This window comes from Mycobacterium sp. NS-7484 (genome assembly GCF_001953975.1).
In the GTDB taxonomy this organism is placed as follows: Bacteria; Actinomycetota; Actinomycetes; order Mycobacteriales; family Mycobacteriaceae; genus Mycobacterium.
Genome location: NZ_MBEJ01000077.1, coordinates 32,767 through 56,439, shown reverse-complemented (window position 1 = coordinate 56,439; position 23,673 = coordinate 32,767). Strand labels below are relative to the sequence as shown.

At 67.7% G+C, this 23,673-nt stretch carries 24 protein-coding genes; 15 read left to right on the top strand and 9 right to left on the bottom strand.

Annotation, left to right across the window (positions count from 1 at the left end; genetic code table 11):
• Positions 1-12: 12 nt before the first annotated feature.
• A complete protein-coding gene (locus A5733_RS13620; RefSeq protein WP_076240513.1) occupies positions 13-1,704 on the bottom strand; it encodes a tetratricopeptide repeat protein in 1,692 nt (563 codons plus the stop codon).
• A 59-nt stretch (positions 1,705-1,763) separates the two neighbouring features.
• Here A5733_RS13620 and A5733_RS13615 point away from each other — a divergent pair, with 59 nt between their 5' ends.
• Positions 1,764-2,399, top strand: coding sequence for a PaaI family thioesterase (locus tag A5733_RS13615; RefSeq protein WP_076240485.1), 636 nt, complete (start codon positions 1,764-1,766; stop codon positions 2,397-2,399).
• Here the strand turns inward: A5733_RS13615 and A5733_RS13610 are convergent.
• Positions 2,396-4,423: an FUSC family protein gene (locus tag A5733_RS13610; RefSeq protein WP_076240512.1), complete on the bottom strand. Its 2,028-nt coding sequence runs from the start codon at positions 4,421-4,423 to the stop codon at positions 2,396-2,398. The genes A5733_RS13615 and A5733_RS13610 overlap by 4 nt on opposite strands.
• Before the next feature lie 84 nt (positions 4,424-4,507).
• Between A5733_RS13610 and A5733_RS13605 the strand changes: the two genes are divergently transcribed.
• Complete coding sequence (locus tag A5733_RS13605) at positions 4,508-5,236, top strand: EthD domain-containing protein (RefSeq protein WP_076240484.1); 729 nt, start codon at positions 4,508-4,510, stop codon at positions 5,234-5,236.
• 37 nt (positions 5,237-5,273) lie between these two features.
• Positions 5,274-6,035 carry an enoyl-CoA hydratase/isomerase family protein gene (locus A5733_RS13600; protein WP_067768751.1) on the top strand — a complete coding sequence of 254 codons (762 nt, stop codon included), beginning with the start codon at positions 5,274-5,276 and terminating at the stop codon, positions 6,033-6,035.
• On the opposite strand, the gene A5733_RS13595 is transcribed toward A5733_RS13600, so the two are convergent.
• Positions 6,025-6,237 carry a bacterioferritin-associated ferredoxin gene (locus A5733_RS13595; protein WP_067768754.1) on the bottom strand — a complete coding sequence of 71 codons (213 nt, stop codon included), beginning with the start codon at positions 6,235-6,237 and terminating at the stop codon, positions 6,025-6,027. The genes A5733_RS13600 and A5733_RS13595 overlap by 11 nt on opposite strands.
• On the bottom strand, positions 6,237-6,872 hold the full coding sequence (locus A5733_RS13590) for a fatty-acid--CoA ligase (protein WP_076240511.1): 636 nt from the start codon (positions 6,870-6,872) through the stop codon (positions 6,237-6,239). Before A5733_RS13590 ends, A5733_RS13595 begins: the two co-directional genes overlap by 1 nt.
• Positions 6,873-7,112: 240 nt before the next feature.
• Here A5733_RS13590 and bfr point away from each other — a divergent pair, with 240 nt between their 5' ends.
• The 4 genes from bfr (at position 7,113) to A5733_RS13570 (ending at position 10,733) form a co-directional block, all read left to right on the top strand.
• Positions 7,113-7,592: a bacterioferritin gene (gene bfr, locus A5733_RS13585; RefSeq protein WP_076240483.1), complete on the top strand. Its 480-nt coding sequence runs from the start codon at positions 7,113-7,115 to the stop codon at positions 7,590-7,592.
• Positions 7,593-7,738: 146 nt separating this feature from the next.
• Entirely contained in the window at positions 7,739-9,799 is a 2,061-nt protein-coding gene (locus A5733_RS13580) for an MDR family MFS transporter (RefSeq protein WP_076240482.1), read from the top strand.
• Positions 9,800-9,840: 41 nt separating this feature from the next.
• The gene (locus tag A5733_RS13575) at positions 9,841-10,323 is read left to right on the top strand and encodes a carboxymuconolactone decarboxylase family protein (protein ID WP_067768843.1); all 483 of its coding nucleotides are present in this window, start codon (positions 9,841-9,843) and stop codon (positions 10,321-10,323) included.
• 44 nt (positions 10,324-10,367) lie between these two features.
• Entirely contained in the window at positions 10,368-10,733 is a 366-nt protein-coding gene (locus A5733_RS13570; protein WP_076240481.1) for a VOC family protein, read from the top strand.
• Positions 10,734-10,750: 17 nt separating this feature from the next.
• On the opposite strand, the gene A5733_RS13565 is transcribed toward A5733_RS13570, so the two are convergent.
• The 3 genes from A5733_RS13565 to A5733_RS13555 form a co-directional block, all read right to left on the bottom strand.
• A complete protein-coding gene (locus tag A5733_RS13565) occupies positions 10,751-11,194 on the bottom strand; it encodes a nuclear transport factor 2 family protein (RefSeq protein WP_067768764.1) in 444 nt (147 codons plus the stop codon).
• Positions 11,184-12,965, bottom strand: coding sequence for an amidohydrolase family protein (locus A5733_RS13560; protein ID WP_076240480.1), 1,782 nt, complete (start codon positions 12,963-12,965; stop codon positions 11,184-11,186). The genes A5733_RS13565 and A5733_RS13560 overlap by 11 nt, the downstream gene beginning before the upstream one ends.
• 98 nt (positions 12,966-13,063) lie before the next feature.
• Entirely contained in the window at positions 13,064-13,990 is a 927-nt protein-coding gene (locus A5733_RS13555) for an SDR family oxidoreductase (RefSeq protein WP_076240479.1), read from the bottom strand.
• A gap of 141 nt (positions 13,991-14,131) precedes the next feature.
• Here A5733_RS13555 and A5733_RS13550 point away from each other — a divergent pair, with 141 nt between their 5' ends.
• From A5733_RS13550 to A5733_RS13540, 3 genes are all read left to right on the top strand, one after another.
• Positions 14,132-15,238 carry a glycosyltransferase gene (locus tag A5733_RS13550; protein ID WP_076240510.1) on the top strand — a complete coding sequence of 369 codons (1,107 nt, stop codon included), beginning with the start codon at positions 14,132-14,134 and terminating at the stop codon, positions 15,236-15,238.
• Positions 15,239-15,346: 108 nt separating this feature from the next.
• Positions 15,347-16,795, top strand: coding sequence for an APC family permease (locus A5733_RS13545; RefSeq protein ID WP_076240478.1), 1,449 nt, complete (start codon positions 15,347-15,349; stop codon positions 16,793-16,795).
• Positions 16,796-16,827: 32 nt separating this feature from the next.
• Entirely contained in the window at positions 16,828-17,190 is a 363-nt protein-coding gene (locus tag A5733_RS13540; RefSeq protein ID WP_067768772.1) for a cupredoxin domain-containing protein, read from the top strand.
• 1 nt (position 17,191) lies between these two features.
• Here the strand turns inward: A5733_RS13540 and A5733_RS13535 are convergent, their stop codons facing one another.
• Positions 17,192-18,466, bottom strand: a complete 1,275-nt coding sequence (locus tag A5733_RS13535) for a cytochrome P450 (protein ID WP_076240477.1) — start codon at positions 18,464-18,466, stop codon at positions 17,192-17,194.
• Positions 18,467-18,644: 178 nt separating this feature from the next.
• Between A5733_RS13535 and A5733_RS13530 the strand changes: the two genes are divergently transcribed.
• A complete protein-coding gene (locus A5733_RS13530) occupies positions 18,645-19,076 on the top strand; it encodes a hypothetical protein (protein ID WP_076240476.1) in 432 nt (143 codons plus the stop codon).
• A 33-nt stretch (positions 19,077-19,109) separates the two neighbouring features.
• Here the strand turns inward: A5733_RS13530 and A5733_RS13525 are convergent, their stop codons facing one another.
• Complete coding sequence (locus A5733_RS13525; protein ID WP_067768779.1) at positions 19,110-19,550, bottom strand: DUF6188 family protein; 441 nt, start codon at positions 19,548-19,550, stop codon at positions 19,110-19,112.
• A 198-nt stretch (positions 19,551-19,748) separates the two neighbouring features.
• On the opposite strand from A5733_RS13525, the gene A5733_RS13520 reads away from it, so the two are divergent.
• The 4 genes from A5733_RS13520 to A5733_RS27505 all read left to right on the top strand — a co-directional run bounded on the left by A5733_RS13520 (position 19,749) and on the right by A5733_RS27505 (position 23,666).
• The gene (locus A5733_RS13520) at positions 19,749-20,195 is read left to right on the top strand and encodes a protein disulfide oxidoreductase (protein WP_369830937.1); all 447 of its coding nucleotides are present in this window, start codon (positions 19,749-19,751) and stop codon (positions 20,193-20,195) included.
• Between the two features lie 9 nt (positions 20,196-20,204).
• Entirely contained in the window at positions 20,205-21,098 is an 894-nt protein-coding gene (locus A5733_RS13515; protein WP_076240475.1) for a cytochrome c biogenesis CcdA family protein, read from the top strand.
• Positions 21,099-21,154: 56 nt separating this feature from the next.
• Entirely contained in the window at positions 21,155-22,123 is a 969-nt protein-coding gene (locus A5733_RS13510; protein WP_076240474.1) for a threonine/serine dehydratase, read from the top strand.
• A gap of 211 nt (positions 22,124-22,334) precedes the next feature.
• Positions 22,335-23,666: a hypothetical protein gene (locus tag A5733_RS27505; protein ID WP_076240473.1), complete on the top strand. Its 1,332-nt coding sequence runs from the start codon at positions 22,335-22,337 to the stop codon at positions 23,664-23,666.
• Positions 23,667-23,673 lie beyond the last annotated feature (7 nt).

The window sequence follows — 23,673 nt, the reverse complement described above, 5'->3', positions numbered from 1 at the left end:
GCGCCGGCCTGCTCAGGATCGGTCGTCGCAACACGGATGAACGACCTCCAGACGGCAGGCGCAGGAGGCCCGCACGGCGACATCGGCCCGGGCCAGCGCCACCTCGAGCTGCCTGCCGATGATGAGGGCCTCGGCGTCGCGGCCCAGCCGACGAAGGCACTCGTGGTAGCCGTGCAGGCTCCACACGTTGTTGGGATGCTGGCTGGACCGGCTCAGCGTGGGGTCCAGACCCAGATCGGCGGCGTACACCCGCGCTGCCTGTTCGACCTGGCCCTGTTCGAGCAGTAGCGCGCCGTACGCGTGCCGGGTGGGCTGCATCCATCCCCACGGTTCGTCGTAGGGCAGCGCGTCGTCGAGTTCGATCGCGCGGCGCAGATGGGCGAAGCCGCCCTGATGATCGCCTTCCCGGTAGGCGATCTCGCCGCGCAGCATCTGCTCGGCGATGGCCAGGATGTCGCGGCTGGTGTTGTTGAACAGGTAGCGCGTGGCGGGGATACGCCGGTAGGCGGCGAGGAACTCCGCGAGCTCGGTGTGGGCCCGTTCGGTCTGTCCGGTGGCCGCATAGGCGACGCCGCGGCCGTAGTGGATCGTCGCGGTGGTGGTGCAGTACAGATCCGGATCGGTGGGCAACGGCTCGGCGATCAGGTCGTCCCACCGGCCGAACCGCACCAGGACGTGCACCCGCAGTGGCACGAATGCCTCGAGCCAGTCCGCCATCGGTGGGGACGGAACGGCGAGCAACTCAGGGGTGAGCTGGGCGGCCAATTCGTCGGCCGCGTCGAGCGCGATCTGCGAACTGCCCTCGAACATCGCCGAGTAGACCACGAAATGCAGGTCGTGCGCCCGGTAGAGCGAGTAGAAGTTCAGTCCTCCCTCGCGGGCGACGAACTTCCGGTCCGCTTGCACCGCAGCCAGATTGGCCGTCACCGAGCTGCGGTAATCGCCGCACAGGACGTCGATGTGGCTGGCCATGTGCTCCAAGTGCCCGGCGTCGGGCACCAGCCCGCGCAGCAGATCGGCGGCCGGAAGGGCTGCCTGCGGCGTCGTCGACATCTCCATGGCGTGGATATAGAGGTGCAGAATGCCGGGGTGTTGCCGGCCGGCCGCGGTGGCCAGGGCCGCATCGAGAATGCGTTTCGCCTCCAGCACACGGGATCCCGGCGCCGGCTCACCGGTGCGGCCGTCCCACAGGGCCCACGCCGTCACGTTGAGCAGCGCATCGGCGGCCAGTGCCTGCACGTCGACGTCCTCGGGATGACGCCGGGCCAGCGCCACCATCGCGTCGGCGTACGCGCTGTGGCCAGTGGACAGGGTCACTGTGTCCTCGGGGTCGGCACTCGGAAATCGCTTGTGCAGCGCGGACATCAGGCCGCGTTCCACCTCGCTGGCACGGCCTGTCGCGGCTCGCTCGAGTTCGGTCCGGGCCCGCGCGAGCGAGGTGCTCAGGTCGGTCGGGTCGAAGGACTCCCACGCCTTGTTGTAATTGGGGCCGACCGCGTAGGCGATACCCCAGCGAGCGAGCGCGAAATCCGGGTCGAGGGCCAGCGCGCGGTCGAAGCACCGGACGGCCTCTTCATGGTTGAACGCATACGACCACACCATGCCGCGGTCGAACCACACCTGCGCCGGCCGTGACGGGGTATCCGTCGGCCGGTGATAGGACCCGAGCCGATAATAGGGCTCTGTCTGGGCAGGATCCGTCACCTTGGTGACGGTACGCGGACGACTCGACACCGGCGAGGCGAACGTGGTCTAGTGCTGGCATGCCGGGTTACACCCATGTCGAGGGGCTCACCTCCGCGGATGTTCAGCGTCTGCGGACGGTATGGGAGCCGTTGGCCGGATCGGTGCGCGCGCTGATCGACGCCACCATCCGCTCCGAGGTCGACGCCGACGAGGTCGCCGCGGTGCGGGCCCAGATCGACGCTGCCACGGCGCGGTTGCGGGCCGCACAGATCGACGGGTCGTTCGGGGTCCGCTACACCTCCGACGGCGACCGGATGCCGTGGGGCAACCCGGCGATCGGCATCCGGAATCCGATGGCGCCGCCGTTGCTGATCGTCAAGGATCCCGACGGCGGGGTGCGGACGGACTTTCACCTCGGCGCGGCCTACGAAGGACCGCCCGGGCATGTCCACGGCGGCATGGTCGCCATGGTGCTCGACCACGTGCTGGGGGAGGTGGCCGCCAGCGACTCCGACCGGCCCCGGTTCACCGGCACCCTGACCATTCGTTATCTGCGGGCCACCCCACTGGGCGATTTGCACGCCGAGGGCCGGATCACCCGGACCGACGGGATCAAAGCGTTTGCCTCCGGCCATGTTTCAGATGCCCACGGCATCACCGCCGAGGCCGAGGGAGTCTTCATCCTGCCGAAGTGGGCGCGCGGACTGGACTAACGGGATTCACCGGCCGGAGCCACCCGGTCGATCGCGATCTCTTCGAGGCTGCGGGTGATCGTGGCGAGCTCGCCGATCAGGATGCGCGCCGCGCCGTTGTCGGCGGACAGCGTCGAGGCCACGTTGTGCACCCGCCGCAGCGCGGTCGACAGCTCGGCGGTGTCCAGGCTCCACGGCACCGCAGGGCTTGGTGGTGCCCCGCGCAGGGCCTCGACGTAATCGTCCACCGCAGCGACGAACTCGCCGTGTAGCGCCGACGACGGGTGGGTCGGCAGGCTGTTCTCCAAGGTGGTGCAGGCGCTGGTCACCGAGTTGAGCGCGGTGCGGTAGGACCGCAGCCAGCGCCGCAGGATCGGCGGGTCCAGGCTGGTGGCGCCCCACGCGGCTTCGAAGGCGGCCCGCGCGCGGAACGCCCGTTGCCAGGCCGCCGACAGGACCTCGGCGGGGTGGTCGATCTCGTGCACGAATGCCTTGATCACCAGTGCGGCATAGTCGATCTCGGTCATCAGCAATTCACCGGCGCGCTGGCGCAGCCGGATCAGGGCGTGGTCGGGCAGCGCCACATGGGCCATCACCGCGAAGGCGCCGCCGATCATCACCGCGAATAGCCGGTCGGTGTGACCCGCCCAGGGCGCCGTGGCGCCGGCGCCGACGGTGAAGATCACGATCGCACCCACCGTCGCGCCTACGGCGAGGTAGCCGAATTGAGATACCGCATAGGCGATCCCGACGAACATCACGGCGCAGACGGTCGAGGCGATCGGGCCCGGCTGCCACAGCAGGGTGAGCACCGAGGCGACGACGATCCCGACCGCCAGGCCGGCGATCCGCCCGGCGCAGCGGGTGTAGGTGTGCGCGGTCTCGGGCCGCAGCACCACGACCACGGCCAGCGGCATCCAGTAGCCGTGTTCGAGACCGCCGTAGCGGGCAGCCGCCACGGCCAGCGCGGTCGTCACCGACAACCGGATCGCGTGCCGCAGGATCGGCGAGGTCCAGCTCAGATGCGAGCGGACCACCGCGGGCGCCGAGGCCAGGGAGCCGATCAGATCGGGCCGGTGCAACTGGCCGAACCGCAGCACCGCGGCCTCGCGCAACTGTTCGCACAGACGTTGCGCCAGCGCCGCTTCGGGTCCGGTCACGGCGGCGGCCGCGGTGCGGACCCGAACCAGTGCGTGCTCGGCGTCCCGGCGGGCGGTGTGGCCGTGGTCGGCGATCGCGTCGAGCAGCACCGCCGCGGCGGTGAGCAACTGTGGTAACCCCGCCTCGGCCGCCGATGTCTGTCCGCCGTCGGTCGAGTTGTCCCGATCGGCGGTGGAGCGCAACGAGGCCAGGGTGCCCGCGATGCGCTCCGGGAGCCGGTATCCGCCGTGGTAGGCACGGGGTCGCTGGCTGACCTGACTGTCGGCGAAGACCTCCCGCAACCAGGTGAGCGGGGCATCGTCGACGGTCGCGGTGCAGTCGGCGGCGACGTTGCGGGCGTCGCCGGCCAACGAGTGGTATGCCCGGGTCAGTCCCTCGCGCTGGACGCGCCAACGCCGCGGTGGCCAGACGGCGATCAGCACGGCCTGCACCACGCCGGCGACGATCACCAGGGCGGGCGCCAATACGGACTGGGCCAGGTTGACCGGGGCCGGCGGGGCGAGCACCAGCAGCGCGCTGGCGGCCGAGGCCACCAGCCCGGCGTTGGCGCCGAGTGACCACTGCATGCCCGCGGCAAAGCACCAGAGCGCCACGATCACGATGAACACCACACTGTGGCCCCCGAAGAGGGAACCGAGCAGCACCGCGATGGCCAATTCGACGGAGCCGGCCATCACCAGGGGAACCCGGCCACCGGGACTGCGCTGCAGCGCGATCGCACTGGCGATGATGGCGCCGCCGAGCGTCCACATCGCCGTCGCCCCGGACCCAGCGGCCAGCGCGACGGCAGTAACCGCCAAGACACCGATCAGGCTGCGGACCACCGCACCGGCGTCGGGGGTACTCAGCCGGAGTGCGTCGGCTGCCTGTCCACCCGTGTGCACCCAACCATTCTCACTCGCCTCATGGCTGCGGCGGCACATCCGCCCGCGCGTGGCGCAGATCGAGGCGGCGGTAGGTTCTGCCACGTGGAGAAAGTCATCGTTCTGTTGCGCGCCGAGCAGTCGGATGAGCAGTGGTGTGACCGATTGCGAACCCGGGTCTGCGATCATCTGCTGGCTCTCGGGCTGCCGGGGTTGACGCTCAATGTGCGTGATGACGCGGTGCGTGACTCCTTGATGACGTTGACGACGCTGGACCCGCCGGTGATGGCGGTGGTCAGCATGTGGGTCCGGCAGTACTACGCCGAACCCGTCGAGAGTGCATTGAAACTTCTTGCTGCCGAGTGCGATTCGATCGCGGCCTACCTGGTCACCGAATCGGTGCCCATGACGCCTGCGCCGACGGCGCCGGGTGAGCGTACCGATGGGCTGGCCAACATCGCGCTGCTTCGCCGGCCGGCCGAACTCGACGAGGCGACCTGGCTGCACCGCTGGCACCGCGACCACACGTCGGTGGCCATCGAAACCCAGGACACGTTCGGCTACACCCAGAACACCGTGGTGCGCGCGCTCACCGCGGATGCTCCTGCGATCGACGGCATCGTGGAGGAGCTGTTCCCACTGGCGGCGGTGTCGGATCTGCACGCGTTCTTCGGCGCCGCAGACGACGATCTGGCCGATCGCATGCGCCGGATGGTGGCCAGCACCGACGCCTTCGGCGCGAGCACAAACATCGACACCGTGCCGACCAGTCGCTATGTCTACCGGAGTCCGTTCGCCGACCCGGCACCCGAGAGTGAAACGTGTTCTAGTTAGGCTGCAGCGGTCACGGCGCGCACGCGAGGAGTGGAAATTGACCCTGCTGATCGAGGACGACAATCGGGTTCGCACGCTGACCCTCAACCGTCCTGATGCGCTCAACGCATTCAACGAGGCACTGTATGACGAGGTGACCGTGGCACTTCGCGCCGCAGCCGAGGATCCCGAGGTGGCGGTGGTGCTGCTGACCGGGGCCGGACGGGCGTTCAGCGCGGGCAACGACCTCGTCGAGATGCAGCACCGCATCGCCAACCCGGATTTCACGCCGGGCGAGCACGGGTTCTACGGGATGATCGAGGTGCTGGCCGATTTCCCGAAACCGTTGATCTGCGCGGTGAACGGGGTCGGCGTGGGTATCGGTACGACGATCCTGGGCTTCGCCGATCTGGCGTTCATGTCGTCCACGGCGCGGCTGAAGTGCCCGTTCACCAGTCTAGGCGTGGCGCCGGAAGCAGCATCCTCGTACCTGATGCCGCGATTGCTCGGCAGGCAGAATGCTGCCTGGCTGTTGATGTCCTCGGAGTGGATCGACGCGCAGCAGGCGGCCCAGATGGGCCTGGTGTGGCAGGTGTGTGAACCCGACGACCTGCTGTCGCAGGCCCGGCAGCACGCCGAAATTCTTGCCGCCAAGCCGATTTCGAGCCTGATGGCCGTCAAGCAGACCATGGTGGCCCCGATCCGCGAGGCCATCTCGGCGGCCGTCGAGCGGGAGAAGGCATTGTTCGTCGAGCTGGTGGGCGCGGCGGCCAACGCAGATGCGCTGGCGCAGTTCGCCGATCGGAAAACTAGCGGGTGACCCGCGAGGGGCAGCCGTTGACCTGAGAGGAGCAGTCCTCGGCCAGGTGAGCGGCGATGATCGCGCGGATCGTACGCCGGCAGCGTCCGCAGTCGGCGCCGGCACCGCAGGCCTCGGCCACGGCCTTGGAGGTGGTGGCCCCCGAGGCCACGATCTCGCTGACGACCTGACTGGTCGTCCCGGTGCACAGACAGACGAACATCAGTCGTCCTGCTCGTCGACGTTCATGATGTGGGCCAACTTGCCCACGAACAGGGTCGGGTAGGCACCGAATCCCGCCGTGGTCATCCACTCGGCCGCCGCGTCGGGGTGGTCGATCCACTGGCGGGCGCTGACCTCGTCGGAGACCTCCTGCAGGATCATCACTTCCTGGCCGTCGTCGAGCGCCTGGTACACCCAGATCTTGCGGATGCCGCCCTGCTCGAAGCGGTCGAGGCCGTCGTGCACCTTGCGCATCAGGGTGGGCACGTCGTCGACGGTGGCGACGGCACCCACGATGACCCCGGCCACATGCCCGCGTGGGGACGGCTCGGTCAGGTCGATCTTCTCCACCACTTCGCCGCCGAATACCGGTGGAATATCTTCGACGCCGGAAATATCGAACCACTCGAAAATCGCCGGCGAGCGCAGGACGTCACGGATCGACCGGGCATGCCGGATGCCGATCGTCACCAGTACCCGGCCCGGCTCCCAAATCGATTTGTAAAGCACCACATGGTGCGCGCCGATCGATTGCAGCCCGGAACGATGTTTCTCCATCCATTTCCACATCTGTTCCACGTCGTCGACCCGGAAATCGCACGACAAAATGAGCGAGTGTAAATCGTACTCACTCATTTTCATCGCCTTTCTTTCGGGGGTGTTCGACACGTTAGCGGAGTCTAACCTTAGTTAGGACAGGCAGTCCACTCATCGTGGCCACACCGCGCCGCGCGCGGGACGAGAGTCCGGCAATCTCGCGAGAACACGCCGAAATTCGGTGTTGAGCGTTGCCTTAGAGTGCCCTTTCTGCACTAGATTGGTTGGGCGCAGCAAAAGGCAACACTTGACCAGCCCTCAAGGTGCTTAGGAGTCACGATGCAAGGCGATCCGGATGTTCTGAAATTGCTCAACGAGCAATTGACGAGCGAACTCACCGCAATTAGCCAATATTTCCTGCATTCGAAGATGCAGGACAATTGGGGATTTACCGAACTGGCGGAACACACCCGCGCCGAATCATTCGAAGAGATGCGGCACGCGGAGACCATCACCGATCGAATCCTGCTGTTGGACGGTCTGCCGAACTATCAGCGGCTGTTCTCCCTGCGCGTCGGGCAGACGTTGCGGGAGCAGTTCGAGGCCGACCTGGCGATCGAGTACGAGGTGGTGGCCAGGCTCAAGCCGGGGATCATCATGTGCCGGGAGAAGCAGGACGCCACCTCGGCGGGCATCCTGGAGACCATCCTGGCCGACGAGGAAGGTCACATCGACTACCTCGAAACGCAACTGGAGCTGATGGACAAGTTGGGCGACGCGCTCTACGCCGCGCAGTGCGTCTCGCGGCCGCCCAAGTAGAAACCAGAAGCGACGGGCGTTTTCAACTCGGGCTGCCCCGGGTAGCCGGTGAACCACCGGATGCCCGGGGCGGCTTTGTTCGTGGTGTAACTTTCATAGCCTATCTAACGATATAGGTGCTGACCCCAGGCCGGCGAAAGGATCTCATGAGCAGCCCGACGACAACCGACGAACAGTCGACCGGCGGCGCACCGCTGCTCAGCGTGCGCCGACGCAACCTGGTGTTCGTCGCCGTCCTGCTCGGCATGCTGCTGGCCTCGCTCAACCAGACCATCGTCGCCACCGCACTGCCCACCGTGGTGGCCGATCTCGGCGGTGCCGGCCATCAGGCCTGGGTGGTGACCAGCTACCTGTTGGCTTCGACAGTCGTCACCGCCGTCGTCGGCAAGGTGGGCGACATCTTCGGGCGCAAAGCGGTGTATCAGACCGCCGTCCTGTGTTTTCTCGTGGGCTCGGTGCTCAGCGGGCTGTCGGGTTCGATGGCCATGCTGGTGGCCGCGCGGGCCCTGCAGGGCATCGGCGGCGGCGCGATCATGGTGACGTCGTCGGCGTTGATCGCCGAGGTGATCCCGCTGCGTGATCGGGGTCGGTATCAGGGTGCGCTCGGGGCGGTGTTCGGTGTCACCACCGTGGCCGGCCCACTGCTGGGCGGGTTCGTCACCGATCACCTCGGCTGGCGGTGGGCGTTCTGGCTCAGCATCCCGGTCGGGGTTGTCGTCCTGGTGGTCTCGGCCGCCACCATCCCGGCGCTGGCGGTCCGGACTGCCCGACCGGTCATCGATTACGCCGGCATCGTCTGGGTCGGGATCGGCGCGTCCGGTCTCACCTTGGCGACCAGTCTCGGCGGCGAGCTGGCCTGGACGTCACCCGTCATCATCGGGTTGGTCATCGGTTCTGTCCTGGCACTGGCGATGTTCGTGCGGGTGGAGCTGCGGGCCGCCGAGCCGATCCTGCCGATGCGGCTGTTCCGAAACCCCGTGTTCTCGATGTGCTGTGTGCTGTCGCTGGTGGTTGGGTTCGCGATGCTCGGTGCGCTGACGTTCATGCCGACCTTCATGCAGTTCGTCGACGGCGTCTCGCCGTCAGAGTCCGGTCTGCGGACCATGCCGATGGTGCTCGGGCTGCTGATCACCTCGACCGTCAGCGGCAGTCTGGTGGGCACCGGGCGTTACAAGATCTACCCGGTCGCCGGAACGGCGATCATGCTGGTCGGTTTCGTGCTGCTGTCCCGGATGAATGCCGCGACGCCCATCCCGCTGCAGTCGCTGTACCTGTTGATCCTCGGCGCCGGTATCGGCATGTGCATGCAGGTGCTGGTCCTCATCGTGCAGAACACGTCGAGTTTCGCCGATCTGGGCGTGGCAACCTCCGGCGTGACGTTCTTCCGGACGATCGGCAGTTCGTTCGGCGCGGCGATCTTCGGGTCGCTGTTTGCCGGGTTCCTGTCCGACCGGCTGCCCGGTGCGCTGGCTGACAGTGGCGCGCCGGCCGTCGCGGGCGCCTCACCCAAGGCCCTGCACGAGCTGCCGCCAGAGGTCGCCGCTCCGATCGTCAACGCCTATGCCGACGCGCTAGATCTGGTGTTCCTGTGCGCGGCGCCGGTGGCCCTGCTGGGTTTCGTGGTGGCCCTGTTCCTCAAAGAGGTGCCGCTGCTCGAGGCCGAGACGACGCTGGCGGCCGATCTGGGCGAAGGCTTCGGCATGCCCAGCGCGGAGTCGGCGGACCAGGTGCTGGAGACCGTGATCAGTCGGTTGATGCGCAGCTCACCCGAGATCCGATTGCGGACCGTCGCCGGGAGCCCGGGATGTGAGCTCGATGTGGCCGGACTGTGGGCACTGCTCAAGATCTACCGGCACAGCCAGGTGTTCGGCTCCGCCCGCCTGACCGAGATCGCCGATCGGCTCGTCGTACCTTACGAAGTGCTGGAACCGACGTTCAACCGCCTGGTTCAGGACGGTTACGTGCTGCGCACCGGTGACAGTCTGTGGTTGACCCAGAGTGGCTTACGTCAGGTCGACGGAGTTTCCGCCGCACTGGTGGGAAGAATCGTCGAGAAGCTGGGGGAGTCACCGTCTTTCGAAGGTCGCCCGGACCGGGCCCAGGTCGAGGCCGCCCTCGAGCGCATCGCGCACCGGGTTGTTGTGCAGCGGGACTGGGGTGACGACGAGCGAACCCCCGCGCTGGCCGGCGCGAAGACAACAAATTAGAACTTGTTCCAGAAATGGTCGGCCGCGCGTACGATTCGGCCATGAGCCGTATCGGAGACTTCCCCGACGACGACGTGGCCGGCTGGATCCTCACATCGCCTGACATCGGCACCGCGATGGCCAACTTCACCAACGCGGTGTACACCAAGGGTCGGCTGCCGCTACGGGTTCGCGAACTGGCCCGGATGGTGATCGCGCTCGACAACGAATGCACGGTGTGCCAGAACACCCGTGATTCGGAAGGCGCCGCGGCGGGGGTGGACGAGGATCTCTACGACCATGCCGCCGACTGGCGGACCTGGCCCGGCTATTCGGCCCAGGAGCGGATCGCCGCCGAGTTCGCGCACCGATTCGCCACCGGCCACACCGAATTGCGGGACGACGAGGACTTCTGGGACCGGGCCGGCGAGCACTTCGACGCCGAGTTGCTCACCGACCTGGCGCTGTCGTGTGCGATGTGGCTCGGCATGGGCCGGATGCTGCGCACCCTCGACATCGGCCAGAGCTGCAAGCTGACCCTCTGACCTGCGCCGGTTTGTCGAGCCGTCGGCACGGCAATCCAGCCGTCATGATCGGACGACTCCGCTCCACCGTGTTGGACACCCGAAATCCGCGGGCGCTGGCCGAGTTCTATGCCGGGCTGCTCGGGGGCGAGATCACCACCGAGGACGAGACCTGGGTGGTGGTGACGGATCCGGACGGCCGGCGGGTGGCCTGCCAGCAGTCACCGCAGCACGAGCCGCCGGTGTTTCCCGATCCGCGGGGGTCACAGCAGATTCACCTCGACATCCTGGTCGACGATCCGGACGCGGCCGAGCGCGCGGTGCTGGCGCTGGGCGCGACGCGGGTCACCGATGCCGTCGGCGAGAACAACTTCCGGGTGTTCCGGGATCCGGCCGGGCACCCGTTCTGTCTGGTCTGGGATATCGGCTGATCGGCTGCCGGCCTCGCTCAGACCAGCCCCGTGGCGTCGAACACCCACGACATGTCGGCGGTGGCGAAATTCTCCATCCAGTCCGGTGGGGCATGGTCGGCCAGCGCGCTCATGTCCCAGTAGTCCTTCCACAGCGTGACCTTGCCGTTTTCCACCCGGTGGACGGTGACGAACTTCAGCACCGCGGATTCCCCACTGGGCCAATGCCATTGCTCATGGTGCTCGTACATGGCATCGGCTCCGTTGTGAACCAGTAAGCCGGAGAAGTTCTCATAGGAGGACAGGGGTTCCAAGCCGATCTTGAGGCGCTTGACGATGTCCTCGGGCCCTTTGGCGGCCGCGGCGGGCCCGACCGGCATGTCGAGGTAGATGCAGTCGTCCGACAGGTAGGTCTTGAGCAGCTCCCAGTTTCGGTCCGACAGGGCTTTCCACATGCTTCGAACGGTTTCCTCAACGGGCACTGGACAATTGACCTTTCTCGACGGACGCGCGATCGCCGGCTCGTAGGAACCGGCCGGTACGTTGGTGCCCCACCAGGGCGGTCAGCTCGCCGTCGGCGAATACCGTACGGCCGCCGACGAGTACCGCGGTCACGGTCTCGTCGTTGCGGTTCACCATGCGTGACAGGCCGCCGTAGTGGTCGACGGTCTCCTCGGCGTAGGCGTCGAGAGAGTCGTCGAGGCGCTCGGGGTCGATGACGACGACGTCGGCACGGTCCCCGATGCGCAGGTGTCCGGCGTCGATCCGGTACCAGTCGGCGAGCTCACCGGTGAGTCGGTGTACCGCCCGTTCGATCGACATGAACGGATTGCCCGCCCGTTCGGCGTCGCGGACGTGGCGCAGGAGCCGCAGCCCCATGTTGTAGAAGGCCATGTTGCGCAGGTGGGCACCGGCATCGGAGAAGCCGAGCTGGATGCCCGGGTCGCGGGCCAGCTTCTTGAGCACTTCGGGTCGGTGGTTGGAGATCGTGGTCCGCCAGCGGATCGCGGTGCCGTGCTCGAGCACCAGGTCCAGGAAGGCGTCGACGGGGTGCAGCCCGCCGCGGTCCTGCCCGACCTGGCCGAACGACTTGCCCACCACGGATTCGTCCGGGCACGCCACGATGTCGGCGTCGAAGAAGTCGCGGTGCCACACGCGTACACCGAACTTGCTGTCGTAGTCCTTGCGGAACCGGCGCCGGTAGGACTCGTCGCGCAGGAGGGTGTTGCGCTCGACCTCGTCGCGCAGGTGCAGTGCGGCCGCCCCGGACCCGAACTCCTCGAACACCACCAGGTCGATGCCGTCGGCGTAGACCTCGAACGGCACGGGAAGATGTTGCCAGCGGAAGTTGCCACCGAGCGCGTTGGCCGCGCGGGCCAGCGGTCCCATGATCCAGATCGCGTACGGGTTGGCCTTGACGTCGGCGGCCGAGAGCAGGCTGGTCTTGAGCGGCTTGCGGAACACCCCGAGCGACTGGGCGACCTGTGAGGCCAGGTTGAGCGGATTCTGGATGTCGGGCCCGGACTGCAGCACCCGGCCGGCGCGGCGCAGCATCGATTTGAGCCGGCGCAGTTCGCGGGGGCGGGCGTAGGTCGACGGCAGCGTGCGCGATCGGCAGGTGTCTCCGTCGATCTTGTCGAAAAGCAGTTGCTGGGACGACATTCCGACGAATCCGGCGTCCAGCGCCTCGGCCAGCATCTGCTCCATGCGGGCCTGTTCGGCGGCGGTGGGCCGTTCGTCTTTCCGGGTGGCCCGGTCCAGGCCCATCACCGCGGTGCGCATGTCGGAATGCCCGATGAAGGCGGCCAGATTCGGCCCGAGCGGCAGTGACTCCAATGCCGAGACGTATTCGCCGCAGCTGGTCCAGGTCTTGTGCTCGTCGACCGCGGTGATGACCTGGTCGCGTGGGATCGCCTCGACCCGGCCGAACAGATCACCCGCGTCGACTCCACCGACGTGGACGGTCGACAACGAGCACGAGCCGAGCATCGCGGTGGTCACGCCGTGGCGCAGGGACTCCGACAACGACGGGCCGTTCAGCACCTCGACGTCGTAATGCGTGTGGATGTCCAGCATCCCCGGTAGCACCCATTTGCCGGTGGCGTCGATGATCTGTGGGCAGTCCGTCTCGTCGAGGGCGTCGGGGGAGATGGCCACCACGTGCCCGTCGCGAATACCGATGGTGCGCAGCGCCGACGGGGCGCCGGTGCCGTCGAACCAGCGGCCGTTCCGGATGATTGTGTCGAAGCTCACTCAGTCATAGAACAATCCGCTTGCGCCGGTGTCAACGAAATCGGTGAACAGATTTGAAAAAATGTCTACCGGTGCCGATGCTGTGCGCTGACGTGCGCTTACAGCGGCAGCCATACGTCGGGCAGCCGCCCGTCGAGGTCGGTGAATCCGTAGTGGCGGGCCAGCGCCGACGAGCTGACCGAACGCTGATTCCAGCGGGCCCGGTCCGGATCGGCGGCCATCGCGGCAACACCGCGTCCCACGAAGCGTGGCGACTCCGACTCGGCGAAACCGGGCGGTGCGGCCGGGTAGCCGTCGGTGCGCGCCAGATCCAGCGCACACCGCCAGTTGGCCTCGGTGACGCCATAGTTGTCGAGCATCATCTCCGAGCGCAGCCATCCCGGTGTGACCGCCACGGCGGTGGCACCGAACGCCGCGAGCTCGTAGCCATGGCTGAAGGCCAGCCGGTTCACCGCATTTTTGACCAGATCGTAGAAGACCGAGAGACGCGGGTTGGCGGCATTGAATTCGGTTGTGCCATCGGTGATCTCGACCAGCAGCCCGCCGGGTCGGTCCGCGAGCAGTGGCAGCAGGGAGTGCGAGGTGATCAGATGGGTGTCCAAACCCAGGCGCATCATCCGTAACCCGTCGTCGAGGTCGTGCTGCCACATCGGCCGGCCCCAGGTGTCCGGGGGTCCTTTGAGCACCTCGGCGCCCCAGATGTCGTTGACGAGGATGTCAATGTGGGTGTAATCGGCCTTGAGTCGCCCGGCCAGCTTGCGCACTTGCGTCACATCGAGATGGTCGACCTGCACGGCGATACCGGTGCCGCCGAGTTCCGAGACCAATTCCGCTGTTTCCTCGATGGTTTCGGGCCGGTCGTAGTCCGAGTCGCGACTTCCGCATCGGCTGCTTCGGCCGGTGCACACCACGGTCGCGCCCGCTTCACCGAGCGCCGCGGCGATCCCGCGGCCGGCGCCGCGGGTGGCCCCGGCCACCACTGCGATGCGTCCGGCCAGCGCCTCCGGGTCCGGTGTGCCGCCCATCGGATGAGTATCCGCCGCGTGCGGTTCCACCGCGGCGATTCGGCATTTCGTCTGATCGTCCCGTGCTTGTTCAGCGGCTGTTCAGGTCATGGTGGCAACGGCGTTGTTGACCGCACATGCAACCCGGTTGTGATCGGGGGCATGCGGGTTGTCCAGGTCGCCAACTTCTACGGCCCGCGCTCGGGCGGTCTGCGCACCGCGGTCGACCGGCTCGGCGCCGAGTATCGGGCGTTGGGACACGAGGTGTTCCTCGTCGTGCCCGGTGCGCATCCGGACCGGCACGTGCTGCCCAGCGGCGTCGTACGAATCTCGCTGCCCGCCAGGCTCATCCCGTTCACCGGCGGTTACCGGGCGGTGCTTCCGGGGCCGGTGACCGCGCTGCTGCAGCGGCTGCGCCCCGACGCCATCGAGGTGTCGGACCGGTTGACCCTGCGGTCGCTGGGTCCGTGGGGGCGTGACCGTGACGTGGCCACCGTGATGATCTCGCACGAACGGCTGGACCGGTTGGTCGGTCAGGTGCTGCCGGCGTCGGCCGCCCGGGCCGTCGCGGACTTCGCCAATCGGCGCAGCGCGGCGAACTACGACGCGGTGGTGTGCACGACGGCCTTCGCACGCGAGGAGTTCGACCGGATCGGCGCGGACAATGTCGCGACGGTGCCCCTGGGCGTGGACCTCGAACAGTTCCACCCGCGACGCCACTCGGTCCGGATGCGCAGCCGGTGGGCCGCCCCGCAACAGACCCTGCTGGTGCACTGCGGTCGGCTGTCGGTGGAAAAACATGCCGACCGTAGCATCGACACCGTTGCCGCCCTTCGGGATTCAGGTGTGGATGCCCGTCTGGTGGTGGTCGGCGAGGGGCCGTTGCGGGCACGTCTGCAACGCCATGCCGACGGCCTGCCGGTGGCGTTCACCGGGTACATCGGCTGCCGCGACACCGTGGCGACCATCCTGGCCTCGGCCGACGTCGCCCTTGCCCCGGGCCCGCACGAGACGTTCGGTCTGGCCGCGCTGGAAGCACTGGCCTGCGGAACGCCCGCGGTGGTGTCCCGGACCTCGGCGCTCGCCGAGATCCTCACCAGCGACAGCGGGGCCACCGCGGACAACGACGCGCACGCCATCGCCCGCGCGGTCACCGCGGTGATAAGCCGACCCGAAACCCAGCGGCGCCACAGTGCTCGGCGGCGTGCCGAGCAGTTCACCTGGCCCCGGGCGGCCGCCGGCATGCTCGCCGTCCTCGGCGGCACGTAGCCGGGCGAATTTTGCGCACGGTGACGCGAGATCTGGTGCGCCGGGTCGACGCGACCCTATGGTCCGCGGGTCATATCCACGCACCCGCTGTCTGAAGGACGGTCGCCCATGTCCGAAACCACCACAGTCCCGGAGTCATTGGGCTCGCCACCGTCTGCCACCGGGCGGCAGCTGCGCGGCAGCCTCGGCGTCACCTCGATCGTGTTCATGGTCGTCGCGGCCGCGGCGCCGCTGGGGGTGATCGGCGGTGTCGTGCCGTTGGGTATCGCCTCGGGTAACGGAACGGGATTTCCCGCTACCTTCATCGCCGCGACCCTGGTGCTGTTGCTGTTCGCCGTCGGGTTCACCGCGATGACCCCGTATGTCGAGGAAGCCGGTGCCTTCTTCTCCTATGTTCGGCAGTCGCTCGGACTCCCCACGGGCATCGGGATCGCGTTCGTCGCGCTGGTGAGCTATGTGGCGCTGGAGGCCGGCGTATACGGGCTGCTCGGCCCGGCCGGGGCCAGTGTCCTCGAACTGGCCGGCGGCCCCGCCCTTCCGTGGTGGGTGTTCGCCGCGGTGGCGTTCGCAGTGACCACCTACCTGGGCTACCGCAACATCGAATTGTCCAGTCGCGTGCTGGGAGTCCTGCTCACCGCCGAGATCGCGATCGTGCTGGTGCTCGATCTGGTGATCGTGGCACGCGGCGGCGACCACGGATTGTCTTCGGGCATCGTCGATCCGGATGCGGTCCTGTCCGGGTCGCTCGGCATCGGGCTGTTGTTCGCCATCATCAGCTATGTCGGCTTCGAAGCCACCGCGATCTTCCGGGACGAGGCCCGCACGCCCGAGCAGACGATTCCCCGCGCCACGTACCTGGCATTGGTCCTGATCGGCGTGTTCTACGCCGTCACCAGCTGGGCGCTGATCTCCGGGTGGGGCGACGAACAGGCCGTCGCGCAGGCCACGGATTCGGGTGCCACCTTCCTGGGCGACACCGCGCGTCGCTACATCGGTGCCGCGGGCGCCGACCTCATCACGGTGCTGTACTTCACCAGTCTGTTCGCCTGCATCCTGGCCTTCCACAACGTGGCCTCGCGGTACGTGTTCGCGCTGTCGCAACGCGACGTCCTGCCCGCGGTGCTCAGCCGGCCGCACGATCGACACGGCTCACCGCACCTGGCGTCCTTGTGGGTCTCGGGTGTGGTGGCGGTCGGCGTCGTGTCGGCTGTGGTGTTCGGGCTGGATCCGGCCGCGCAGTTCTACACCTGGTTCGCCGGTGCGACCACGGTCGGGGTGGTGCTCCTGATGATCGCCACCAGCGTCGCGGTGCTGGTGTACTTCGGTCGTGACCGGCATGGACTGTCGCTGTGGCGGGTCCGGATCGCCCCGGCGCTGGGCCTGGTCGGACTGCTGGGCGCGCTGACACTGATCCTGACGAATCTCAGCGATCTGGTCGGTGGCTCCAGCGTGCTGGCCTGGGTGATCATCGGCGTGCTCGTGGCGGCCTTCGCCGGCGGGGTCCTCGTGGGCCGATCGGCAGATTCGGCTGCCTCGCCCCGCCCCGAGAACCGATAATTGCCTGTCGGGACTCAACGCAGGGGGCAGGGATGAATCGGCTTGCGATGTTGGTGGTGGCGGCGTGCCTGGGCGCCTGGCTCACTGTGGCGTGCAGCCAAGCCGACCATGCTGCGCCGCAGCAGTCGACCGTCCAGCCCGCGCCGGGCGGTCCGACGATCACGATCGCCGGAATGGGCTTCAGCAAGGCGCTCACGGTCGCCCCCGGCACCCACATCGCCATTGTCAACGACGACGAGGTCGAACATTCGGTGACGTCCCGCGACAAGGGGGTGTTCGACGTCCATGTCGACGGGAAGGGCCGCGCGACGCTCACTGCGCCGGACAAGCCGGGCCAGTACGCGTTCTACTGCCTGTACCACCCTGCGATGGTCGGCACGCTGACCGTCAGGTGACCTACCCCCAGGCCACCGGCATGCGCTTGATGCCGTGGATGAACGACGACAGCAACCGGTCGGGCTCCTCGGTCACCGTGATGTCGGGTAGCCGGCGGTGCAGCTCCTCGAAGGCCACGGTGATCTCTCGCCGCGCCAGGTTCGCCCCCAGGCAGAAGTGCGCTCCGCCACCGCCGAACCCGAGATGCGGGTTGGGTGCGCGGGTGACGTCGAACAGCCATGGATCGGCGAACTTCGACTCGTCCCGGTTGGCCGATCCGTACCACAGCGTCACCTTGGCGCCGGCCGGCAACGGCGTCCCGCCGAGCACGGTGTCGCGCGTGACCGTCCGGCGCATGTAACTCACCGGGGACGCCCAGCGGACGATCTCTTCCACCGCGGTCGGTGCCAGCTCGTCGAAACGTGACCACCACAGCGCGCGCTGCTCGGGGTACCGCGTCAAGGCCAGGACCCCGTGACTGATCGCATTGCGGGTGGTCTCGTTTCCGGCGACCACCAACAGGATGAAGAAGGAGGCCACCTCGGCCGAGGTGAGTCGCTCACCGTCCACCTCGGCCTGCACCAGGCTGGTGGTGAGGTCCTCGGCGGGGGTGCGGCGGCGCTCCTCGGCGAGTGCCGTCGCGTACGCGCCGATCTCCATGGCGACCGAGACGAACTCATCGAAGTCGGTGCTCAGGTCCGGGTCACCGAAACCCAGGATCACGTTGGTCCAATGGAAGATTCGTTGATGATCGGCCTCGGGGATACCCATCATGTCGCAGATGATCTGTAGGGGGAGCGGCCCGGAGAACTCGGTGACCAGATCGGCACAGCGATCCGCATTTCGCGCCACCATGTCGGCCACCAGCCGGCGGGCGCGGTCACGCACCGAATCTTCGATCAGGGACACCACCCGCGGAGTGAATGCACTGCGCACGATGTTGCGCAACCGGGTGTGACGGGGATCGTCCATGGCGATCATCGAACCGAAATACTCGGCCAGCTCCGGGGTTTGGTCGCCGATCGTGATACCCGACGCGGAGCTGAAGATATCGGGGTGGCGGCTGGCGTAGAACACGTCGTCATATCGGGTCACCGCCCAGTGCCCATTGCTTTCCGGGAAACCGTCTTCGACGCAGGCCGGGTGAAATGAAATCGGTGCTTCGCGCCGTAGCGTCGCAAACGCCCCATCGCGGACATCGTCGCCGTTGCGCCAAAACCGCCATGAACCGAGGTCGATGGCGGCGCGAGATACGTCGGGCGGCGGGGCCCCGTTGACGCGCGTTGCAATTCCCACCTCAGCCAGCGTAGAGCGCAACCGGCCCGGGCAGTGGGTAACGCCCGGATCGGCGATCGCGATACCCCATCGGGGTGCTACGTATCGCCACGCGCAGCCAAGCGGGTTGGCAAACGTTGCGGCGCCGGACCATTGGGGGATGGCCGGCGCCGGGGTCACGACCTCAGGAGGTTCAGGAATGAAACTGACGAAGTTCGTGGCGGCGGTGTTGACGCTGGGAGCGTTGGGTGCGGGGGCACCGGTGGCCGCGGCGACGCCGACCATGCCGACCGTGCCGGCTCCGTTGAAGCCGGGGCACGGCCACGATGACTGTTTCCCGTTCTGCGATGGTGGTCCGCCAGGGCGTGACTTCGATCATCGCCGTGACCATTGGGACGACAAGGGTCCCTGGTGGGCCAACAATCGCCACGACTGGTGGGACGACCGCAACGGGCCACCGCCGTGGGGCTGGGGTCCGCCACCTCCGCTGCACTGGCGTGGCGGTCCGTTGCCGCGAACCGTGAACTACTGGGGCTACAACTTGAACCCCGTGTGGGACAATGGGTTCCGTCAGTGGGGCGTATGGCTGTTCGGGGTGTGGATCCCGATCATCGGGGTCGGCGTGAACTGACGCCGGTGTTCGGCGGCCCTCCTCGGGTGCCGGTCAACCGCTCTCGCGGGTCGGTTGGCCGTCATCACCCGGTTCGAAATCGTCTTGATCGTGGCGCACGACGCGCACCCGCCCGTGGGCCAGGCACGCGGCGTAGCCGTGATACTTCCCGTACAGCTCCCACGACGTGCGGTGCTCGTCGGGGCGGACATCGATCCGGTGACCGTCGGAAAAGCTCAGATGCAGGCTGCCGTTGTCCTCCCAGTCGGCGTGCGTGCAGCGTTGCCCGGCAAAATCGAACAGCGGGCGCACCTCGTTGCGCAGTGCCCGCGGGTCGATCGAGACGACCTCGGACTCATCGGTCGCGGTGGCCGGCAGGGTCAGCTCGAGTGGCACCGAGATGACCAGCTCGTTGTAGTCGTTGAGGTTGAGCACCAGGCCTTCACGAAACGTGATCCGCTGGACCAAGCACCCTTGAATCCATTGCTCGCTCATTTTCTCACTCTGGACCGCGGGACGACCCGGCACAAGAGGGGCGCTTGCCCGCACCTCACCCACCGGTGAACCCAGGGGCGCCGACGGTCGTGTCAACTCACGTACGCGCCGTACGTGCGCTGCGTGCTGAGCGAAGGAGACGATGCCATGAGGATGCGACTCGAGTCTGCCGTGGCCGGCGTGCTGTGCACGGTCGCCATGCTGCTGGCACTGGTCACCGCACCGACCGCGGTCGCCGATGATCGCCTGCAGTTCACCGCCACCACCGTGTCAGGCGCCCCGTTCAGCGGGTCGAGCTTGGCCGGGCGACCCGCGGTGTTGTGGTTCTGGACGCCGTGGTGTCCGTTCTGCAATGCCGAGGCACCGTCGGTGAGTCAGGTCGCCGCGGCGAACCCGCAGGTGAGGTTTGTCGGTGTGGCGGCGCACGCCGATGTCGGGGCGATGCAGGGCTTCATCGACAAATACCATCTCGGTTTCACGAATCTCAATGACGCCGACGGGTCGATCTGGGCCCGCTACCACGTGCCGTGGCAGCCTGCCTATGTCTTCTACCGTTCGGACGGGTCGTCGACGTTCGTCAACAACCCGACGTCGGCCATGCCCGAGCAGGAGTTGGCCGATCGGGTCGCGGCCCTGCAGAGCTAGTCCCCGGACGTGGCAGACAACCTGGTGGGGTTGGCGTTGGCCGCCGGACTGGTGGCCGCACTCAACCCCTGCGGGTTCGCATTGTTGCCCGGATATCTCGTCTTGGTGGTACGCGGCCCCTCGCCAGGCGGTCCAGTGAACGCCGTGAGTCGGGCGTTGGTGGCCACGATGGTCATGACGGCGGGTTTCGTCGCGGTGTTCGGCATGTTCGGGCTGCTGACGGTCGCCGCCGCGGGCACCGTGCAACGGTATCTGCCCTACGTCACGCTCGTCATCGGTGTAGCGCTGGTCCTGCTCGGTGGTTGGCTGCTTGCCGGCCGCCGGTTCGGGCTGTGGCTACCTGGTGCGGTGACACAGCGGGCCGGCTGGGCACCATCGGCCCGGCTGGGTTCGATGGCCGGCTACGGCGTGGGGTACGCGTTGGCGTCGTTGTCGTGCACCGTGGGCCCGTTCCTGGCGGTCGCCGGCGCCACGCTGGAATCCACCACCGCCTGGCACCGGTTTGCGGTGTTCGCCGGGTACGCCGCGGGTTTCGCGCTTGTGGTCGGCGTGCTGGCGGTCAGTGCCGCGCTGGCGGGCGCCGTGGTCGTCGACCGGTTGCGGCGCTTCGTGCCCTACGCCAACCGAATCGGTGGCGCGCTCCTGATCGCCGTCGGCGCCTACGTCGCCTATTACGGCTGGTACGAAATCGAGTTGTTCACTGCCGCAGGTGATCCCGTTGATCCTGTGATCGCGGCGGCCGGGCGGTTGCAGGGTGCGCTCGCCGGCTGGGTACACCGGCACGGGGCGTGGCCATGGTTGTCGGCACTGGTGGTGTTGGTCGTGGTCGCCATGGTCGGGCGGCTGGCGATCCGGCTGGGAAAATCTGACCGATCAGCTACTCGTTCACGGGTTCCACGGTAACGGCGTGGCACAGTCTCGGCTTTCGCCGGCGTCGAACGCAGGAGAGACTGGGGGACGTGAAGTTGGTGACCATCGACGACATCGACGCCGCCGCCCGCCGGATCGCGCCCGAGATCGTGCGGACCCCGCTGCTTCCCGCTCGTTGGGGTGATCCGCAACGGCCGCTGTGGCTCAAACCGGAGAACCTGCAACCGATCGGCGCGTTCAAGATTCGAGGTGCGTTCAACGCCTTGGGCCGAATCGATCACAGCACACGGGCCAGGGGAGTGGTGGCCTACTCCAGCGGTAATCACGCCCAGGCAGTGGCGTATGCGGCCGCGGTGTTCGGGGTGGCCGCGCACATCGTGATGCCGGCGGAAACACCGACGGTCAAAGTTCAGGCCACTCGTGACCACGGGGCGAATGTCGTGTTGTGCGAGTCGGGTGAGCGGGAGTCGGTGGCAGCCGAACTGGTCGAGCGCACCGGTGGCGTGCTCGTGCCGCCCTTCGACCATGCCGACATCATCGCCGGGCAGGGCACGATCGGTCTGGAGATCGCCGAGGACCTGCCGGCCGTCGCGGCCGTCTTCATCCCGATCAGCGGCGGCGGCCTGGCCTCGGGTGTCGGTACCGCGATCCGGGCGTTGTGTCCGCAGGCAAAGGTGTTCGGCGTGGAGCCGGAACTCGCCGCCGACACCGCGGCCGGCCTGGCCGCTGGCCACCCGCTGAGTTGGACTGCGGCGCAGCGGAATCGAACGATTGCCGATGGGTTGCGGGCCACCCCGTCGGCGTTGACGTTCGCGCACCTGCAGCGGGTCATCGACGACGTCATCACCGTGACCGAAGGTGAGATCCGTTCCGCGGTAGCCGAACTGGCGCGCCGGGCCCACCTGGTTGCCGAACCCAGCGGGGCGGTGGCGTTGGCCGGGTATCGCAAGGTGAGCACACCGCCGGGTCCCGCTGTCGCCATCGTCTCGGGAGGCAACATCGAGCCGTCGTTGTTGGCCGAGATTCTCGGCGGCGATCTACGGGATCGTCAGATCTGACGCGTCGGTAATCGTCGCGGGCCGGGGGTCGCCGGTTCAATGCAACAGGGCAAACCGCTATCCGTCCGTGTACTGGCTGTTTTGCGGCACAGCACATTTGGATGCGACCGGTTGTGCAGGCGCTGACGGCACAGCGGTCGAACGGCATATTGCCACCCGGTAATGTCACCGGAAATGTTCTGACGACGGCCACGGTTCCGAGGGGGTGCATGTGGACGCGGTGGTGCTCGGTGTCTCGATGACGCCGTCCACCGTCGGCCTGGTCCTGGTGGAGGGCTGCGAGGCCGACGGAGCGACCGTCGATCACGATGCCTTCGATATCCGTGGGTATTCGTCGTCAGCAACCGCCGAGATCTGCGACCGGGTTGTGGTTGCGGCGCGGCGTGCCGAACGGGCTGCGGCAGAGCGTGGTCAGCGGTTGGCGGCCGTCGGTGTCACGTGGAGTACCGGGGCGGGTGCCGAGGCGGCGGTGCTGCTGACGAAGTTGGCGGAGGCCGAGATCGCGGAGGTGGTTCCGGTTCGGTTGCCCCAGGCTACCGATGCTCTTGCGCGGCGGGTGGCCGGAATTGTCGGATTCGGCACGACCGGCGTGTGTGTTCTGGAACCCGATGTCGTGCAGGCGATGACGGTGACCGGCGATGACCAGGTGCAGACCACGGTCAGTCGTGGAATCGAGACGGTGGCCGGCCTGACCGACTGGTTGTCGGTGATGTTCGACGAGGCCGAGCACCGTCCGGATGCGTTGGTCGTGGTGGGATCCGCGGTGGACCTCGATTCCGTCCTGCCGAAAGTGGAACGCGCACTTGCGGTGCCGGTGTTCACGCCGGCGGAACCCGGTTTGCCGTTGGCCCGGGGAGCGGCACTGGCCTCGGCGCAGCGACGTGCGGTGTTCGGTGACGACGGTGTGATCGGGATCGGCCGGCGCTGGGCGGCAACACATTTGACCCCGCTGGCGATCCTGGTCGGCGGCGTGGTGGCCTTCGCGGTGTCGCTGTCCGTGGCGATCGGTCAGCAGCTGGTCCCGGGCGCCGAGCCGACGCCCCAGCGGACCACCCGCCCGGTCGTGAGCACCTCGGTCGACTCGGTCTCCGTGCCTCCCACACCTGCGGTTGTCGTCCCGGCCCCTGCGCCGCCGGCACCGGACCCGCCTCCGATGTCCGAGCCGGTGGAGCAGCAGGCTGTGGAACCCGAGTACGTGCTGGACCAATCCGGTACCGTGCTGCCCGAGAACACCGGGTTGTGGACTGCGCCATCGGAACCCGGCGTGGAGTCGGTGCCTCCCGAGTGGCAATCGCCGCCGCCCGAAACCATCGCTGAACCACCCCCCGAGCTGGAACCGGTGCCCGCTGCGCCCGATCTGCTGCCTGCGGACCAGCTGCCACCCGCACCGGAGGTCGCTCCGCCCCCGTTGCCGGAGCCGCCGGCGGACGCTGCCCCGCCGCCGCCGGAAGTAGTCGCTCCGGAACCACAGACGGCACCCCCGGCGCCGGAGCCGGTACCCGCTGAGCCGCCGCCCCAAGAGCCCCCTCCCGTCGCGCCCTGACGTGTTC